Here is a 17641-nt window from a genome sequence, read left to right as displayed (position 1 = left end):
TAAAGCCCCACAAGTGTGGGGCTTTTTTACGGTTTCAAAGTTCGTCCAACTGCGTGAAATCGGGGTGTGTGGCCCGATATCCCAAGGTTCGATCAATCCACGCATTGAGCTCGTTGACCATCACCGGCGCGTGGCCCGGATACCCTTCAAGGGTGGTGCGCAGGACGCGTTCGATATCGGGTACGGCACGCAGGTTTCGGGTCTTGATGTAGTGGCCGATAAAACAGTCGAGTTCAAAGCGTTCTGTCATGGACAGATAAATACACTCCAGGCCGCTGACCTGTTTGATTGCAAAATCGTCGCGCAACTTATTTCTCTGCAAGGCTTGTAGACGTTAGGGGGTTCCTGGTTTGTTGACTCTTTGGTCAACTGGTATACCAAATGGAAATGCGGCGCGCATGCTAGCCGTAGTGCATCTAAATGTATGTATGACGGTTGAAATGTCAGACAGGCGGTTAGTTCATTCAAACGTGTGTTTTATGTGCGCCGTCTCAAAAATGAAACAGGGGTTGTAACGGCAGTGATTCGCTCTATGAGTTGGTAAAGTTTGCAATAGTTTTATTCCTTATAAAGCTGCGTCAAAAGATCGCAGCCTTCGGCAGGTTCTACATTGATAGACGCGTGAAGTCGGTAAATGTTTAAGTCTGCTCAATAATCAAACTGGCGCCCTGATTGCGTGCGTTACCGACAGCTTTGCCGACTTTGTACCACTCGAACGCTTCGCTACCTTCGCCTTCAAACAGCAGCATTTGCTCGGCGCGTTCAACCGGCGTCGCCGGATCGAGCCATTCGCGCGCCAACTCTGAGCGGAACACCACCGGTCGGCGATCATGGATATCGAGCATGCCGCCGACGGCATCGGCGGTGATGATCACGAAACCGTCGTCATCCCGAGCCGGCGTTTCGGCTGTCAGAAATTGTCCAATGGCCGCGCAGAAAACTGCACCGTGGTCCGCGCGACGGATCAGCCAAGGTTGTCGGGTTTTATCCTCGCTATCGACCCATTCAAACCAGTTGTCCACGGGCACGATCAAGCGATGTCGCCAGATCGCCCGGAAGAACGGGCCATGCGCAACTTTCTCGACCCGGGCATTGATCGGTGGTGGGCGATCCTTGGCCCAGTGCGGGCGCCAGCCCCAGCGCAGATTGTCGGCATGCAGGTGCTGCCCTTGTTGATGCAGGACGGCCAGCGCGGTGGTCGGCGCCGCGTTATAGCGATCAAGCGGCGCATCGCCGACGTGATTGATCAACGCGTCGGGAATGCTCAGCACCGCAACGAAGTCGTGAATGCCACGGTATTGCGAGAGTCTTCCGCACATGGGCCGATCTCCGGTTGGAGAGTTCAGCTTAGTCGCTGGCGCTCTGACCGGTGAAGGTGTCGCGCCAGTTCAAGCAGCGGCGTTCGAGCATGGCGAGTAGGCCGTCGCTGAATTTGCCGAGCAAGGCGAGCACGATGATTGCAGCCAGCACGATGTCCGGCCGCGAGGTTTCGCGGCCGTCACTGAGCAGATAGCCAAGCCCTTTGGTGGCCGCGATCAATTCCGCCGCCACCAGAAACATCCACGCCAGGCTCATGCCACTGCGCAACCCGGTGAACAAGCCGGGGAGGGCGGCCGGCAGCAAGATCCGTCGCACCAACTGCAAGCGACTGAAGCCATAGATGCGGCCGACTTCCACCAGTTTGCGATCAATGTTGCGAATGGCCGCGACCACGTTGACGTACACCGGAAAAAACGCGCCGATGGCGATCAGGACGATTTTCGAGGTCTCGTCGATGCCCAGCCACAACAGCAGCAGCGGCACCCAGGCCAGGCTCGGAATGGAGCGCAAGGCAGCGAAGGCCGGTTCCAGATAAGCCTCGGCTTCGCGACTCAAGCCGACCCAGGCAGCAAATACCAGCGCCAGGCTGGCACCGATGGCAAATCCAAGCAGCACGCGGATCAGGCTGGCGCCGATGTGTTTCCACAGCGCGCCTTCGGCGAGGTCAGTGAGGGTCAGGGCGATCTCGCTCGGCGCCGGCATCTGGTAGGACGGCAGCCAGCCGATGCGTACGATAATTTCCAGCGCGACGATGATCAGCAGTGGGAAGGCCAGGCCCTTGCAGCGGCGCTGCCATGCTGGACTGAAACCCGGAGTGCGCTGGCGTGGCGCAGCGAGCGGCGCGGGCAGGTCTTTGCTGTGAGTGGTCATGGTTTGGCTCCGCTCACGACAAATCCGCGACGGGCGCGGATTTGTCGTGAGGCTGATCGGTTACTGGTGGGCGACGGCTTGCTGCACACCGCTGTCGAGCAATTGATCGATGACTTGATCGACATTCACCCCGCGGCGCACCAGTTCCTCGGAGACCAGAATCGGCGCCGCTGCCTTGGAGGCGCTGATGTCCTGCTGGGTGAGTTGCGGGCTGCTCAGGTCAGTGCGCGACAGTTGCAACTTGGCTACATCCAGCGACAATCCGGACTCCTTGGCGAGAAGGGCGGCGAACTCATCGGGATTTTTCAGCGCCCAGTCGCGGGCCTGTTCGTAGGCTTTGATGACGGTGTCGACGGTTTGCGGATGTTCTTTGGCGTATTGCTCGGTGACGCTGACCACGCCGTAACTGTTGAACGCCGGGTTGCGATACAGCAGGCGTGAACCGGCCTGGACCTGGCTGGCGGCCATGTGCGGATCGAGTCCGGCCCAAGCGTCGACATCGCCTTTTTCCAGCGCGGTGCGGCCGTCGGGATGCTGCAGGTGAACCAGTTCCACGTCGTCTTTTTTCAGCCCGGCCTGTTGCAGACTGCGCAGGGTGAACAGATACGGGTCGGTGCCCTTGGTGGCGGCGATCTTTTTGCCCTTGAGGTCGGCGACGGTCTGGTAAGGAGAATCCTTGCGCACCACCAGCGCTGTCCATTCGGCACGGCTGTAGACGTAGACCGATTTGATCGGGCTGCCGTTGGCGCGGCTTAGCACGGCGGCGAGGCTGGCGCTGGAAGCGAAATCCACGCCACCGCTGTTGAGGTATTCCAGCGAGCGGTTGCTGCCCTGGCTCAGTACCCAGCTGACCTTAGTCTGTGGCAAGGCCTTTTCGAGGAAGCCGAAGTGCTTGAGCACCAGACTGACCGGCGAGTAATAGGCATAGTCGAGATGCACTTCCGCCGGTGCGTTTTCAGCCGCGTGGGCGAGTGGTTGCAGGCTCAGTGCCACTGCGCTGGCAGCCAGCAGGGTTTTGAGTCGAGGAAAGAACGATGTCATGGGGCGCTCCGGCAAAGGCACAGGTTTCTTATGTCCAAAAAGATATTTTCATCGAATGCTTCCTGCATGAATGGAATATTGCAGGCTCTGTGCCATGTGCTTGAAAGCGCCGGTTTATAAGGGTTTTAACGCCAGGTGCAGGATTTCAGCTGTTGCGTGGGCAACAGTGTGATTCGCTACTGTTGCCAAGCAAACAGCAACTATCAGGCGTCATGAGCTTATGCATTTATCGAATTTCAAAACCTTGAATCAACAGCGTTATGGTCTATGCAATTACCTTTGCAGGACTCGCCATGAAGCTTTCTCGTTTCCTCCACAGTGCGTTAATCACTGCACTATTCACCTCGCCGCTTTCCTACGCAGCCGAGCCATTGGTCCTGCATGTCGGCGATCAGAACTACTACAACATCCGTGCCTCGGTGGAGGCATCCGGCGTGTTGAAAGACGCGCCTTATACCGTCGACTGGAAACACTTCCAGGCCGCTGCACCCTTGGCGGAAGCCTTGCAAACCGGTTCACTGGATCTGGGCTTCCTGGGCGATTCCGGTTTTCTGTTTCTGGCCGCCAAGCAGGCGCCGGTGAAACTGATCGGCGTATCGCGGCAAAATCCCGACACCATCGCGTTGCTGGTGCCCAAGGATTCGCCAGTGAAAACCATCGCCGATCTGAAGGGCAAGAAAGTCGCCTACTGGCCCGGCGCCTGGAGCCAGCAATTGACCTTGCGCGCCCTGGAGCAGGGCGGTCTGCCGGAAAACTACGTCGACTTCGTCAAGCTGATGCCGATCGATGCCGCCGCAGCCCTGCCACAGGGCAGCATTGACGCTTTCCCGGTGTGGGAACCGTACATTTCCCAGCAGATCGTGTTCTCCGGCGCGCGACCGATCCTGACCGCAAAAAACCTGATGCCGGGGCTCAGCGCAATCGCCGCGTCGACGCCGTCCATCGACAGCAAACGCGCAGCCATTGCGGATTTTCTCGGGCGTTTGAAGCAGGCGCGGGCCTGGGTCGACAGCCATACAGATGAATACGCCGATCTGTGGGCAAAGAAAGCCAATCTCGATCAGCAGGTGTCGCGCCACTGGTTGCGTCAGGCGCACATGACCGTCGGGCCGGTGGACCAGCAGGCTGCGACGGACCTGCAAAGCACCGCCGATTTTCTGTTCAAGGTGAAAGCGCTGCCGGCACCGTTGGCCACCGCCGGGATTATCGACACGTCTTTTCAGCAGGCATTGGCTCACTGAGCGAGCGCCGGAACCAAACCCTGTGTACCTTATCCAACCTCCGCTCGCGGATCGGGGCGCAAGGATGGATAAGGGCGAGGGAGTTTTGCCAATCGACAACATGACGGCAGCTGCCGTGCTCAAGGCAAAACATGAAATCCGGATTCAAGCTTCTTTGTGCTGCGCTCATTGCTCTCGGACTGGCCGGTTGTATCGCTGCACCGATAGAAATGACTGCGCAAACCGAAACGCGCCTGAAAACCCAGGCACCGGTGCGCTTTCTGTTGACGTTTGACGATGGCCCCAGCGCTTCGAGTTTGTGGAATCCGTCGGCCACGGTGCTCGACAGTCTCAAGGACAACCCGCAGCAGCCGGGTATCAAAGCGGTGTTCTTTGTGCAGACACGCGCGCCGCGAGCGGGCAACAGTGACATCGGCCGCAGCATCATGCGTCGCGAGCATGACGAGGGGCACATCCTGGCGTTTCACACGGCGACCCATTGGCACACCAATCATCGCTTGCTCGACCCACAACAGCTTGAAGAATCGCTGAGCAACGGCACGGCCGATATCGCTGCCATCACCGGCGCGCCACCGACACTGCTGCGCCCGCCGTTCTGGAATTACGACAAGCGCACCTTCGCTGCGTATCAGCAGCACGGCTTGCACGTTTTGCTCACGGATTTAAGCGCCAACGACGGCAAGATCTGGGGCTTCAATGCCAGCCCGCGACGTCGGGCCAACATGTTGCGACAGCTGTCAGAAGTCCGTGAGCGTATTGCCCTTGGTGAATTGCCGACCGTGGACGGCGTTATCCCGGTGGTGGTGACGTTTCATGATCTCAACCGCTATACCGCGCGGCACACGCGCGAATATCTGCAGATTCTGCTGGATAGCGCGTCCGCCACGGGCGTGAGGCTGGCGGACAAACCTTTTTATGATGATCACGTCGCGCTGGAGAAGGCCGCACTGGCGCGCACGGTGGAGAACAGCTCGGAGGCGGTGAATTTGCCCGGAATGTGGAACTGGATCTGGGATCATGACGCGCACTGAGGGTGAGTCGGAAGTTGTGATCCGGTTGGCATTTTTGTATCGAGCAGGACACACATTGCTCATCTATGCTCATCGGGTCGACCGACTCATCGCCTGCGAGGCGTTCAGCCATGCTTGCCATTGACGATATCTGCCGGATTGTCGAATCCGGCTTTCCTGCGTTCAAGTGTGACTGCATTGCAGGCACTCAGGGGCTGCTGCAAATCAAGGTATATGAGCCGGACAGCGGGCGTGTCGAACTGCTGCTCAATGGCGTTTCCCCGGAACACCTCGTCACGATCCGTGACATTTCCAACTTCATCGGTGAATTACGCACCGAGATCAGCGCGGGCCGCCGAGCGTTCGCTGGTTAACGCCTCATAAACGCCGCTGAAACGCTTGAACGATGCGTAACGTCGCTTCGCTAGTGTTCAGATTGCGCACCGCGTCCAGCGGATGCCAGATGCAATCGATGATCTCGTTCTGTGGACGCACTTGCTCAAAGTCCAGCACGGATGCCTCGTAGACATGATGCCGCGTGCTGCCGCTCTGCAACTCCATTAAATACAACACATCGTCGGCGTCCAGGCCGGTTTCTTCTTGCAGTTCGCGCACGGCAGCCTCCGCTCGGGTTTCCCCGTGCTCGACCTTGCCGCCGGGCAATGTCCAGCGGCAGTGGGGTTTGCGTACCAGGAGAATGTGGCGATCCTGCTCGCATATAACGGTTGCACGTACTTTCATCTGTTACCTGTTTTTACTGTTTGTCACAAAATAGAAATAAAACTGCAATATTTGAGCCGAAGCGTGCGACAAAGGTTTCATTGGAGTTTGGAGCGTTCGCTGTGTTGAAAAGTGCCAGATCCTTGACTGTTGCGGCTGGCGACATCCGGTCGGCATTTCGGGCGGGTCAGGGTGTAAGGTAAAAGCGTGAAGCTGGATCTGACCGTCAGCAAAAATGGAGGTATCCATGAGCATGCCGATGTTGAACAAGATGCACATGAACGGCTATGACGTGCTTAGCGTGAACAATGGCCCATGGCGGGTTTGCACTCAGGGCGATCGGCTGGCGTCGTTTGGCAGCCGGGAGGAAGCACTGGCCTACGCCGCCGCGCTGCCTGGCTACAAAAAACGCTCGGCGCGCGTGCAAAGTCACACAACCCACTGACAAGCGGCTGTATCGAAAGAGCCCCGGCATGTGTCGGGGCTTTTGTGTTGGGGGAGGGTGGTCTCAGTGGACCTTGGTCCGGCTGATCGCGCGGGCTTTCACTTCCCGGGCATAGAGTTGCAACCGTTCTTCATCGCTTTGCAGCACCTCACAGGATCTCAGCACGCTTTGCGCATCTGCCTCATTGCCGGATTTGCGCAGTTGTTCTGCGATACGTTTCAGGTCGACCGCCGACCATCTCAAGTCCGATGCGACGCTTTGCAGGTCGCGTTGAAGTTCGTGTTCGTATTCATTGAGCCGCATGATCACCTCCAGAACATTCTCGGTAGAAAAGAGTAGTCGCATTTTTCGTCGATGGGCAAAGCCTGTTCATCATCACGCTGAACGGTTGTGAAAAGTTGTGCAGATTGCGCCAAGGGCGCGTTGCCACGATGGATGTAGAGCCGCTTACACGCTACATTCACTTTTTTCAGATCAGGAATACACCATGCGGATATGGATCGGGAGTCTGGCGTTGGCCATGTTGGCGGGTTGCTCGTTGCCGGCCTCGTTGGTGCCGGGTGAGCCGAATATCAGCAAGACCAGCGCCAAGTCGCCCAAGGACTATGCGGCGTGTTTATTACCGTTGTGGCAGAAGGATGTGGCCAAGACTTCGCAGACATCGATTTCCAACGGCTATCGCATCACGGCGCCGAGCATCATCACTGCGGACGAGATCCTCGACATCGTCAAGTACAAGGACGGAAGCCGGGTTTCGTTGTATCAGGGGCCGCCATGGGCGAAGTCCGGTTCGTTGCGCCAATCGGTGCGTGATTGCCTGTAACGACGCCTACAGAGACAAAAAAAGCAGAAGCCGTATCGTCGGTTTCTGCTTTTTTTTGGCTGCCTGGAGGCTGAAAGGTGTGGATCTGATTCGCGAAATGAACGGTGACAGTTGCGCACGAAGGGGTTCCTCCGTGTGCACTAGGCTTTTGCGGGGCGGTCGATAGTCAGGTCGGCCGGTCTTTCAAGGAGCCTCGGATCATGGATGATCTGGTCAAAGAAGTTATTCCGTTGTTGCAGTACCTGATTCCCGGCTTTTTGTCGGCGTGGATTTTTTACTCGCTGACGGCGTTCAAACGACCGGATACGTTCGGGCAGATTGTGCAGGCGCTTATTTTTACGTTTGTGATTCAGGGCGCGGTATTGGGGATCGGGGCAATTTGTCTATGGGTGGGTTCGAAAGGCTTTTCTGTAGGGAAATGGGATGCTCGGGCGGAGGCACTGTGGGCATTTATTGTTTCAGTATGTCTCGCAGGGCTTTTCTGTTATTTGGCTTCAAACGGGGTGTTGCATGTGTGGCTACGCAAGCGAAACCTGACACGTAAAAGCTCCCATCCCAGTGAGTGGTACAGCGCTTTTGAGCGACAAGATCGCCTTGTCACTTTGCAACTGAATGACGAGAGGCGACTGTTTGGCTGGCCCTTGGAGTGGCCTTCTGGCCCCTCGGAAGGGCAATTTATCTTGCTGAATCCACAATGGCTTGGCGATGGTAGCGAGGTGCTCACTTTTGGCGCCGAATTAATGGTGATAGATTCCTCAAAAGTTCAGTGGGTAGAATTCAATTCTGTCGAGGAGGTTGTTTCATGAGCGCAAAAGCACCCAATCCCATGCCGCCTCACGTGGCGCGTCTTTTCGTGGGTCCAGACGGCAAGCCGTTGGCAAAACCGCTGGTTAAAGGGCCGAGTGCGCCTCCACCGCCAAAGCGCTGATCAGCGTCGCGAGCCACTTAGCCCCAACCCTCAGCAACCGCCCGGCGAATCGCTTCCAGCAACATCGCAAACGCCGGGTTGTCGTTGTTCTCGCGCCAGATCAGGTGCAACTCACTCTGCACCCCTTCGCCCAGATCGATATCGCGAAATACCACATTCTTGAACACCACACTGGTAGCGCAACGCGGCACCAGCGCCAGGCCCATGCCGGCGTTGACCAAGGCCAGAATCGTCAGAGAAGAACCCAGCCACTGCACATAATCCGGCGCGACTCGTGCCGAGCGCAGCATGCCGGTCAGCAATTCGTTGAACGGCGGATACGCGGCGTGGGAGTACATCAGGAACGGTTGTTTATCCAGGTCACTGACCGCCACTTCAGCCGCCGTTGCCAATGGATGTCCACTCGGCACCGCCAATACAAACGGCTCGCGTACCAGGCATTCGGTGGCGTAGCCCGGCTCCAATAACGGCGCACGGGCGATGCCCAGATCGATGCGGCGGGCGCGCAGGGCTTCGTGTTGCTGGTAAGTGTTCATTTCCGACAGATCGATTTTCACCTGCGGCTGTTTCAGTCGCGCCTCGGCGATCACCTTGGGCAGAAACTCATACACCGCGCTGCCGACAAAACTGATGTTCACCGAGCCGATATCGCCCTCGGCAAACCGTCGGGCGGTGACGGCTGCCTGCTGCGCGCGCTCCAGCAGGTTCTGTGCTTCGATGAAAAATGCACGGCCGGCGGCGGTCAAGGCGACGCTACGGGTGCTGCGGGTAAACAGTTCGACACCGAGGTGATGCTCGAGCAATTGAATCTGCCGACTCAGCGGCGGCTGCGTCATGTTTAGTCGCTCGGCGGCGCGGCGAAAGTTGAGTTCGGTGGCGACGGTGGTGAAGCAGCGCAGTTGGGTCAGTTCGAACATTGATCTAATCCGGGTATCAATCGAATGCCAAGTTAGATTAGACGGGATCAATGATCGCCGTCCATGATCGGCCCATCGCTTTACGCCATCCCTAAAAAAACAAGATCGGGAGTCGCCCTTGAAAACCCTCCAGAGTCCGCTGGACGTCACGGTTCTCGCCCGTGCCGCCGCCAAGGTCAAGCGCCACGTGCTGCCGCTGTTCGTGGTGATGTTCATCGTCAACTACATCGATCGGGTCAACATCGGTTTTGTGCGCAGTCACCTGGAGACCGATCTGGGCATCGGCGCTGCGGCTTATGGCCTCGGCGCCGGTTTGTTCTTTATCGGTTATGCGCTTTTCGAAGTGCCGTCCAACATGCTCCTGCAACGTTACGGCGCGCGGGTCTGGTTGACGCGGATCATGTTCACCTGGGGCGCAGCGGCCATGGCCATGGCGTTCGTCAGAGGTGAAACCAGTTTCTATGTGCTGCGCTTTATTCTCGGCGCAGCGGAGGCGGGGTTCTTTCCGGGGATCATTTATTACTTCACCCAGTGGCTGCCGGCCTCCGAGCGCGGCAAGACCATGGCAGTGTTTCTCAGCGGTTCGGCGATTGCTTCGGTGATCTCCGGCCCGGTGTCCGGTGCGTTGCTGCATATCAGCGGTCTGGGCCTGCATGGCTGGCAGTGGATGTTCCTGATCGAAGGCGCGGCGTCGGTGGTGCTATGCGCATTCGTATGGTTCTGGCTGCAATCGCATCCGCGTCAGGCCAAGTGGTTGAGCGAAGAAGAACGCGAAGCGCTGGTGGCGGCGATTGCCGAGGAACAGCGCGCTCGTGAGGCGTCGCAGGTGGCCAAGCCGTCGATGTTCAAGCTGTTGGCGGACCGGCAGATTGCGCTGTTCTGCTTCATCTACTTCTCCATTGCCCTGACCATTTACGGCGCGACGTTCTGGCTGCCAAGCATGATCAAGAAGATGGGCAATCTCGGCGACTTCCAGGTCGGTCTGCTCAATTCGATCCCGTGGATCATTTCGATTGTCGCCATGTACGGTTTCGCGGCGATGGCTGGCAAGTGGAAATTCCAGCAAGCCTGGGTCGCGCTGACGCTGGTGATCGCGGCGATCGGCATGTTCATGTCAACCACTGGCGGGCCGATTTTCGCCTTCGTCGCCATCTGTTTCGCCGCCATCGGTTTCAAGGCTGCATCGGCACTGTTCTGGCCGATCCCGCAAAGCTATCTGGATGCGCGTATCGCCGCTGCAGTGATCGCGCTGATCAACTCCATCGGCAACCTCGGCGGTTTCGTTGCGCCGACGGCGTTCGGCATCCTCGAAGAAACCACCGGCTCCATCGAGGGCGGACTTTATGGCCTGGCGGCGACGTCACTGGTCGCTGCGGTGGTGATCTTTTTTGCCCGCACGGCGCCTGGCGCGAAAGGCAAAAACCTCGCAAAGCCGCATGAGGTCACCGCCGTTGTTGCGACGGCCAGCCCGGCCGCGAGCCACTGAATTGATTGTTGATCTGTCAGGAGCGTTATCTTGAAAATCACCCGCGTAACTGTGACCCCGATTGCCTTCCGCGATCCGCCGCTGCTCAACGCCAGCGGCATCCACGAACCCTTCGCCCTGCGCTCGATCATCGAGATCGAAAGCGACAACGGCTACATCGGCCTCGGCGAAAGCTATGGCGATGCCCCGGCGCTGGCGATTCAGCAGCAGTTGCAGGCGCAGCTGATCGGCCTCGATCCGTTCAACCTCAACCAGTTACGCGCGATCGTGCAGGCCACCGTTGCTGCGAACAAACCGGCCAGTCTTGCCGGTGCCGAACTGGCGCCCGGTTCCCACGCCAGCAAAGCGGTGAGCAATGCCTATTCGGCGTTCGAAGTGGCGTTTCTCGATTTGCAGGCGCATTACCTGAATGTGCCGCTGGTGGATCTGCTCGGTGGCGCGATTCGTGATGAAGTGCCTTTCAGCGCTTACCTGTTCTTCAAGTACGCACAACATGTCGATTCGCCGTACAAACCGGACAACTGGGGCGAAGCACTCAGCGAGCAGCAGATCGTTGCGCAGGCCGCGCGGATGATCGAGGCGTACGGTTTCAAGAGCATCAAGCTCAAGGCCGGTACGTTGCCGCCGGAGCATGAAGTGGCGTGCATCAAGGCGTTGAAAAAGGCCTTCCCGGGTTACCCGTTGCGCATCGATCCGAACGGCAACTGGTCGCTGGAAACCTCGATTCGCATGGCCGAGTTGCTTGGCGATGATCTGCAATATTACGAAGACCCGACCCCTGGCCTCGACGGCATGGCTGAGCTGCACAAGCGCACCGGTCTGCCGCTGGCGACCAATATGGTGGTCACCGATTTCGACGAGTTTCGCCGCAGCATCGCGCAAAACAGCGTGCAGATCGTCCTTGCCGACCACCATTACTGGGGCGGCCTGCGCGACACGCAGACGCTGGCGAAGATGTGCGATGTGTTCGGCGTTGGTGTGTCGATGCATTCCAATTCGCACCTGGGCATCAGCCTGATGGCGATGGCGCATGTCGCGGCGGCGGTGCCGAATCTGGATTACGCCTGCGACACCCATTACCCGTGGCAGGAGCCGGATGAAGAAGTGATCAAGGGCGGCAAACTGCCGATTGTCGATGGCTGCGTGAAGATCACCCGCGCACCGGGGCTTGGGCTGGAGCTGGACCATGAGCAGTTGGGCAAGCTGCATGATCAGTACCTGACGTGCGGGATTCGTCAGCGTGATGATGTGCGGCAGATGCAACGGTACAAGCCGGATTGGAAAGCGGTTAAACCGAGATTTTGAGGTTGCCATTGCCGGCCTCTTCGCGAGCAGGCTCGCTCCCACAGGGGAAATGCATTCCAAGGTGTGGGAGCGAGCCTGCTCGCGAATGGCGGCAACTCATTCTTTCAGAGTGTATGCACCAGCCAATCCCGAAACGCTTTCAGCGACGGCAAATTCTCATTACGCGGCGGATACACCAGGTAATAGCTGCGTCGACTGGTAATCGGCTCACCCAGTTGCAGCAGTTCACCATTCAACAACTCATCTTCGACCAGAATTCGCGGCACCAAACCCACGCCAATATTGGCCCGCACCGCTTGAATCAAGTGCGAGGTCATTTCAAAGCTCGGCCCGATGCGCATGCTGCGATGCGGCAAACCGTGATGGCTGAACCATTCCGCCCACGCCTGTGCATTGCTGCTGACGTTGAGCAGCAGTTGCCCGGCGATGTGTTGTTCGGCGTCGTCGCGCTCAGCATCGGACAGTTGCGCACTGGCGATCACCACCAGTTCCTCGGTGTGCAAGGGCAGGGCGCTCAGCCCCGGCCAGTCACCGCCGCCGACGCAGATCGCCGCATCGATTTCGCTGGTATCGAAGTCGATTGCTTCGATGCGCGAATGCAAATGCACGGTCATGCCCGGGTGCGCGGTGTAGAAATCCTTCAACCGTGGCAGCAACCATTTCGAGCCGAAGGTCGGCAGCGTCGCCAGGCGCAAGCTGTGAATACCCGAGCCGAACGCCATGGCCTGCAAGGTCGCGCTGCGAATCTGCCCAAGCGCTTCGGCGAGTTCGCGCTGATACATGCGCCCGACATCGGTCAGTACCACTTGCCGGCCTTCGCGAGTGAACAAGCGCATGCCGAGCATCTTCTCGAGAATCTGCACCTGACGGCTGACCGCACTCTGCGTCAACGACAATTCATGGGCGGCGCGGGTGTAGCTTTCATGGCGCGCGGCGGCCTCGAAAGCCAGCAATAACGACATGGAAGGGGTGAGTGTGCGCGGATTCATTCGTAAAAGTCATCAATAGCGGGTCGAATTTACGGTTGTCCCGGCGTTCGCCAGCAATGAACATGGGCACCATGAGATGGCGGAGCCTGACGCAATCATTCGTTGCGTACAACTGTTTACCGCCACGCGGCCCGATTTGACCGAGATGACCTGACCGATGATTGCCCAGCTGTCCCCCGCCAAAGCCCTGACCAGCGATTACCAACAGTTCCTCGAAGCCCTGAAAGCCAGCGGCTTTCGCGGTGAAATCAGCGCCGATTACGCCAGTCGTGTGGTATTGGCGACTGACAATTCGATCTATCAGCGCCTACCGCAAGCAGCGGTGTTTCCGCTGGACGCCGAGGACGTGGCGCGGGTGGCGCGGTTGATCGCCGAGCCGGCGTATCAGCAAGTGGTGATCACTCCGCGCGGCGGTGGCACCGGCACCAACGGCCAATCGCTGACCGACGGCATCGTCGTCGATCTGTCGCGGCACATGAACCGCATCCTCGAAATCAATGTTGAGGAACGCTGGGTACGCGTACAGGCCGGGGTGGTCAAGGATCAGCTCAATGCCGCGCTGAAATCCGCCGGGCTGTTTTTCGCCCCGGAGCTGTCGACCTCCAACCGCGCCACCGTCGGCGGCATGATCAACACCGACGCCAGTGGCCAGGGCAGTTGCACCTACGGCAAGACCCGCGACCATGTGCTCGAACTCGACATGGTGTTGCGCGGCGGTGAGCGTCTGCACGGTTTGCCCCTTGAGGAAACTGAGCTTGAAGCGTTGTGCGCCCGTGAAGATCGCGTTGGTGAGGTCTATCGCTGCGCGCGGCAGATCATTGATGAGCAGGGCGAGCTGATCAAAGAGCGTTTCCCCGATCTCAACCGCTGCCTGACCGGTTATGACCTGGCGCACTTGCGTGAGGCGGACAACCGTTTCAACCTCAACAGCGTGCTGTGCGGCGCGGAAGGTTCGCTGGGATTTGTCGTCGAGGCCCGGCTGAACGTACTGCCGATTCCCAAACACACGATGTTGGTGAACATCCGTTACGCCGGGTTCATGGACGCGTTGCGCGATGCCCGTGCCTTGATGGCGCTCAAGCCGTTGTCAATCGAAACCGTCGACTCGAAAGTCTTGCTGCTGGCAATGCAGGACATCGTCTGGCACGGCGTCGCCGAGTATTTCCCGGAAAGCGCCGAGCGCCCGACCCTGGGCATCAATCTGGTGGAGTTCTGCGGCGACGATCCGGAGGATTTGCAGCGCCGGGTCGAAGCGTTCGTCGAACACCTGAGCCGCGATCAAACCGTTGAGCGCCTGGGCCACACGCTGGCGGTCGGCCACGCAGCGGTAAACAAGGTCTACGGCATGCGCAAACGTGCGGTGGGCCTGCTCGGCAACGTCGCCGGTGAAGCGCGGCCGCAGCCGTTTGTCGAAGACACCGCGGTGCCACCGCAGCACTTGGCCGAGTACATCGCCGAGTTGCGCGATTTGCTCGACAGCCACGGTTTGCAGTACGGCATGTTCGGTCACGTCGATGCGGGCGTGCTGCACGTGCGGCCGATTCTCGACATGAAAGATCCGCAGCAAGCGGCGCTGGTGCGCCCTGTGTCCGATGGCGTCGCGGCGCTGACCCAGCGTTACGGTGGCCTGTTGTGGGGCGAACACGGCAAAGGCCTGCGCTCGGAATACGCACCGGCCTTCTTCGGTGAACTCTACCCGGCGCTGCAAGCCTTGAAGGCCGCGTTCGACCCGTTCAACCAGTTCAACCCGGGCAAGATCGCCACCCCGGCCAACACCGGCGCCGCACTGCTGAAAATCGACGAAGTGACTCTGCGCGGCGAACTCGACCGGCAGATCGACGAAAAGGTCTGGCAAAGCTACGGCGCGGCCATGCATTGCAACGGCAACGGCGCCTGCTACAACTTCGATCCCGATGACGCGATGTGCCCGTCATGGAAAGCCACCCGTGAACGCGCTCAGTCGCCCAAGGGCCGCGCCTCGTTGATCCGTGAGTGGCTGCGTTTGCAGGGCGAGGCGGGCGTTGATGTGTTGTCCGATGCGATTCGCAAGCCGGCGTTTTTCAGCACGCTGTGGCAGCGCTGGCGCAACAGCCGTACGCAGGCCGAGGACTTCTCCCATGAAGTCTACGACGCCATGGCCGGTTGCCTGGCGTGCAAATCCTGCGCAGGGCAGTGCCCGGTGAAGGTCAACGTGCCGGAGTTTCGTTCGCGCTTTCTCGAGCTGTATCACAGCCGTTATCTGCGTCCGGCGCGTGATTATCTGATCGCCTCGCTGGAGTACAGCATCCCGTACATGGCGCGGATTCCGGCGCTGTACAACGGTTTGATGGGCGCTGCATTCATTCGCAGCTTGCTGGAACGGGTCGGCGGCATGATCGACGTGCCGTTGCTCAGTCGTTTTGATTTCCATGCGGCGATGCGCCGTTGGCAGGTGCAACCGGCGAAGGTTTCGACGTTGTCGGCGCTGACCGAGGCGCAACGTGCGCGCAGTGTGGTCATCGTGCAGGACGCGTTCACCCGCTACTTCGAAGCGCCATTGTTGGCCGATATGGTCGAGTTGATTTCGCGTCTGGGTTATCAGATTTATCTCGCGCCGTTCAGCGCCAACGGCAAGCCTTTGCATGTGCAGGGCTTCCTCTCGGCATTCAACCGCGCGGCGTTGCGCAATGCGCGGCAGTTGCGTGAGTTGGCCGATGTGGGCGTGCCGTTGCTGGGCCTCGATCCGGCCATGACGCTGGTGTATCGCCAGGAATACCTGAAAGTGCCGGGCATGCAGCAATGCCCGGAGGTGGCATTGGTTCAGGAGTGGTTGCTCAAGGTGATGCCGGAGCAGGCGGCGCAGGATAAAACCGCAGCGTTCCGACTGCTCGCCCATTGCACCGAGAAAACCAACGCCCCAGCCGCGACCCGTCAGTGGGAACAGCTGTTCGAGCGAGCCGGTTTGAGGTTGGCGACGCAAGCCACCGGTTGCTGCGGCATGTCCGGCACGTATGGCCACGAAGCGCGCAATCGCCAAACCTCAGCGGTGATCTACGAGCAGTCGTGGGCACGTCAGATAGACGCGCCGACAGAGCAGGGCGAAGCACTGGCCACGGGCTATTCCTGCCGCAGTCAGGTCAAGCGCCAGTCGGATCAGGCACTGCGCCATCCGTTGCAGGTGCTGCTTGAGGTTCAGCGTCGCTGAGGGATTCGTCCGTGTCCTTGTCCCAGATCAGGCGCGGATCGAAACTCATCGCTGCGAGCATGGTGAACACCACGACCAGGCCGAAAAACAGAATGCCCGGTCGAGGCTCGATATCGCCCAGCGCCTGAAACTTCACCAATGCTGCGACCAGCGCCACCACCAACACGTCGAGCATCGACCAATAGCCGATCAGCTCGACGAAGCGGAATAGCTTCGAGCGCTCTTTACGCGCCCAGGCGCTGTCGCGCTGCACGGTCATCAGCAGCAGCGTCAGGGCGACGAACTTGACTCCCGGCACGGCGATACTGGCGATGAAAATGATCAGCGCGATGTCCCACGCGCCGTGCTCCCAGAACTCCAGCACGCCGCTCATGATCGTGCTGTCGGCGCCGCTGCCGAGCATGGTGGTGTTCATCACCGGCAGCAGATTGGCCGGCACGTAAAACGCCAGCGCCGCGAGCATGTACGCCCAAGTGCGGGCCAGCGAGTTGGTTTTGCGCCGGTGCAGTGGCGCGTCGCAACGCGGGCATTCATGCGGCTCGTCGGTCATGTCGCAGGCCAGTCCGCAGCTGTGGCACAGGCACAGATTGAGTTCGCTGGCAGTCGGTGGCCGTTTCATAGAATGTCCCAGAGGTCGCGAATGTCGCGGCCGGCAATCCTGATCATCATCAGGCTCAGCACGGCCAGCGCGAACAGGCCGATGCCGGGCAACACGTCGAGCAGTCCAGCCAGTTTGAACACCGCCACCATCGCCCCCAGCAAGCAGACTTCGAGCATGCTCCACGGCCGCAGGGTTTCCAGCCAGCGCATGCACAGCTTGAAGCCCGGCGCACGTCGTGAGGACAGCGCGAAGCTGAGCACCCAGATCAGCAGCACCAGTTGAAACGCCGGGGCAATGATGATCGAAATCGCCGCGACCATCGCCATGAACGTGATCGGCCCCTGACTCAGCGCCAGCACCGAATCCCACAGCGTCGCGCTGTTTTTCAGGCCTTTGAGACTGATGCTCATCACCGGGTAGAAGTTGGCAAACAACCACAGCATCGCCGCCGTGAACGTCAGGGCCAGACGCTGTTCGACGGTCAAACCGTTGAAGCGCTGGAGGACGCCGCCGCAGCGCACGCACGAGGTTTTCTGGTGTTTGGCCAGCACGGCTTTTTCGTACACACAATCGCAGTGCTCGCAAATGATCAGGTGTTCGGTGTTGACCATGGACAACGCTCGACAGCAAGCCGCAAGGGCAGGGGACTTGATCACTATAGAAGCCTGAGGCTATTGGGCAACTTGTGCGGCTGAGGTTTCTGAGAATCACTATCGATCGAGCTTGGGTTTTTACTGTTTATTGTTATAAGGTAACGCGAA

At 59.1% G+C, this 17641-nt stretch carries 19 protein-coding genes; 9 read left to right on the top strand and 10 right to left on the bottom strand.

Features of this window, described 5'->3' with window-relative positions; translation table 11 throughout:
- Positions 1 to 34: 34 nt before the first annotated feature.
- The 4 genes from ACOYXJ_RS26820 to ACOYXJ_RS26805 all read right to left on the bottom strand — a co-directional run bounded on the left by ACOYXJ_RS26820 (position 35) and on the right by ACOYXJ_RS26805 (position 3231).
- Complete coding sequence (locus tag ACOYXJ_RS26820) at positions 35 to 307, bottom strand: hypothetical protein (RefSeq protein ID WP_110720437.1); 273 nt, start codon at positions 305 to 307, stop codon at positions 35 to 37.
- Positions 308 to 638: 331 nt separating this feature from the next.
- Positions 639 to 1319, bottom strand: coding sequence for an SOS response-associated peptidase (locus ACOYXJ_RS26815; protein WP_460372531.1), 681 nt, complete (start codon positions 1317 to 1319; stop codon positions 639 to 641).
- A 28-nt stretch (positions 1320 to 1347) separates the two neighbouring features.
- Positions 1348 to 2190: an ABC transporter permease gene (locus tag ACOYXJ_RS26810; RefSeq protein ID WP_460372529.1), complete on the bottom strand. Its 843-nt coding sequence runs from the start codon at positions 2188 to 2190 to the stop codon at positions 1348 to 1350.
- Positions 2191 to 2250: 60 nt separating this feature from the next.
- Positions 2251 to 3231 (bottom strand): aliphatic sulfonate ABC transporter substrate-binding protein, encoded by a 981-nt coding sequence (locus tag ACOYXJ_RS26805; RefSeq protein WP_460372527.1) that lies wholly within the window; start codon positions 3229 to 3231, stop codon positions 2251 to 2253.
- Between the two features lie 293 nt (positions 3232 to 3524).
- On the opposite strand from ACOYXJ_RS26805, the gene ACOYXJ_RS26800 reads away from it, so the two are divergent.
- The 3 genes from ACOYXJ_RS26800 (at position 3525) to ACOYXJ_RS26790 (ending at position 5856) form a co-directional block, all read left to right on the top strand.
- Positions 3525 to 4472: an ABC transporter substrate-binding protein gene (locus ACOYXJ_RS26800; RefSeq protein ID WP_460372525.1), complete on the top strand. Its 948-nt coding sequence runs from the start codon at positions 3525 to 3527 to the stop codon at positions 4470 to 4472.
- Between the two features lie 131 nt (positions 4473 to 4603).
- Entirely contained in the window at positions 4604 to 5503 is a 900-nt protein-coding gene (locus ACOYXJ_RS26795; protein WP_460372523.1) for a polysaccharide deacetylase family protein, read from the top strand.
- 110 nt (positions 5504 to 5613) lie between these two features.
- A complete protein-coding gene (locus tag ACOYXJ_RS26790) occupies positions 5614 to 5856 on the top strand; it encodes a DUF1652 domain-containing protein (protein ID WP_102902094.1) in 243 nt (80 codons plus the stop codon).
- Positions 5857 to 5860: 4 nt separating this feature from the next.
- Here the strand turns inward: ACOYXJ_RS26790 and ACOYXJ_RS26785 are convergent, their stop codons facing one another.
- Positions 5861 to 6223: an NUDIX hydrolase gene (locus ACOYXJ_RS26785; RefSeq protein WP_016971919.1), complete on the bottom strand. Its 363-nt coding sequence runs from the start codon at positions 6221 to 6223 to the stop codon at positions 5861 to 5863.
- A 226-nt stretch (positions 6224 to 6449) separates the two neighbouring features.
- Between ACOYXJ_RS26785 and ACOYXJ_RS26780 the strand changes: the two genes are divergently transcribed.
- Positions 6450 to 6647: a DUF2188 domain-containing protein gene (locus tag ACOYXJ_RS26780; protein WP_460372521.1), complete on the top strand. Its 198-nt coding sequence runs from the start codon at positions 6450 to 6452 to the stop codon at positions 6645 to 6647.
- Positions 6648 to 6710: 63 nt separating this feature from the next.
- On the opposite strand, the gene ACOYXJ_RS26775 is transcribed toward ACOYXJ_RS26780, so the two are convergent.
- Positions 6711 to 6950, bottom strand: a complete 240-nt coding sequence (locus tag ACOYXJ_RS26775; protein WP_007910805.1) for a hypothetical protein — start codon at positions 6948 to 6950, stop codon at positions 6711 to 6713.
- Positions 6951 to 7134: 184 nt separating this feature from the next.
- Here ACOYXJ_RS26775 and ACOYXJ_RS26770 point away from each other — a divergent pair, with 184 nt between their 5' ends.
- Together ACOYXJ_RS26770 and ACOYXJ_RS26765 are read left to right on the top strand one after the other, a co-directional pair.
- Positions 7135 to 7470 carry a hypothetical protein gene (locus ACOYXJ_RS26770; RefSeq protein ID WP_102902096.1) on the top strand — a complete coding sequence of 112 codons (336 nt, stop codon included), beginning with the start codon at positions 7135 to 7137 and terminating at the stop codon, positions 7468 to 7470.
- 200 nt (positions 7471 to 7670) lie between these two features.
- Complete coding sequence (locus ACOYXJ_RS26765) at positions 7671 to 8276, top strand: DUF6338 family protein (RefSeq protein ID WP_460372519.1); 606 nt, start codon at positions 7671 to 7673, stop codon at positions 8274 to 8276.
- A 139-nt stretch (positions 8277 to 8415) separates the two neighbouring features.
- Here the strand turns inward: ACOYXJ_RS26765 and ACOYXJ_RS26760 are convergent, their stop codons facing one another.
- A complete protein-coding gene (locus ACOYXJ_RS26760; protein WP_127926836.1) occupies positions 8416 to 9315 on the bottom strand; it encodes a LysR family transcriptional regulator in 900 nt (299 codons plus the stop codon).
- A 118-nt stretch (positions 9316 to 9433) separates the two neighbouring features.
- On the opposite strand from ACOYXJ_RS26760, the gene ACOYXJ_RS26755 reads away from it, so the two are divergent.
- Together ACOYXJ_RS26755 and ACOYXJ_RS26750 are read left to right on the top strand one after the other, a co-directional pair.
- A complete protein-coding gene (locus ACOYXJ_RS26755; protein WP_460372517.1) occupies positions 9434 to 10801 on the top strand; it encodes an MFS transporter in 1368 nt (455 codons plus the stop codon).
- 30 nt (positions 10802 to 10831) lie between these two features.
- On the top strand, positions 10832 to 12106 hold the full coding sequence (locus ACOYXJ_RS26750) for a glucarate dehydratase family protein (protein ID WP_123593851.1): 1275 nt from the start codon (positions 10832 to 10834) through the stop codon (positions 12104 to 12106).
- A gap of 104 nt (positions 12107 to 12210) precedes the next feature.
- Here the strand turns inward: ACOYXJ_RS26750 and ACOYXJ_RS26745 are convergent, their stop codons facing one another.
- Positions 12211 to 13095: a LysR substrate-binding domain-containing protein gene (locus tag ACOYXJ_RS26745; RefSeq protein ID WP_460372516.1), complete on the bottom strand. Its 885-nt coding sequence runs from the start codon at positions 13093 to 13095 to the stop codon at positions 12211 to 12213.
- Between the two features lie 157 nt (positions 13096 to 13252).
- Here ACOYXJ_RS26745 and ydiJ point away from each other — a divergent pair, with 157 nt between their 5' ends.
- A complete protein-coding gene (gene ydiJ, locus ACOYXJ_RS26740) occupies positions 13253 to 16279 on the top strand; it encodes a D-2-hydroxyglutarate dehydrogenase YdiJ (protein ID WP_460372514.1) in 3027 nt (1008 codons plus the stop codon).
- Here the strand turns inward: ydiJ and ACOYXJ_RS26735 are convergent.
- Together ACOYXJ_RS26735 and ACOYXJ_RS26730 are read right to left on the bottom strand one after the other, a co-directional pair.
- Positions 16212 to 16898 (bottom strand): paraquat-inducible protein A, encoded by a 687-nt coding sequence (locus tag ACOYXJ_RS26735; protein ID WP_077573325.1) that lies wholly within the window; start codon positions 16896 to 16898, stop codon positions 16212 to 16214. The genes ydiJ and ACOYXJ_RS26735 overlap by 68 nt on opposite strands.
- Positions 16895 to 17491, bottom strand: coding sequence for a paraquat-inducible protein A (locus ACOYXJ_RS26730; RefSeq protein WP_077573324.1), 597 nt, complete (start codon positions 17489 to 17491; stop codon positions 16895 to 16897). Before ACOYXJ_RS26730 ends, ACOYXJ_RS26735 begins: the two co-directional genes overlap by 4 nt.
- Positions 17492 to 17641 lie beyond the last annotated feature (150 nt).

The organism is Pseudomonas sp. Tul2A7 (assembly GCF_054790505.1).
Note: the sequence above shows the minus strand (reverse complement) of the source record. Positions and strands in the feature narration are given on the sequence as shown.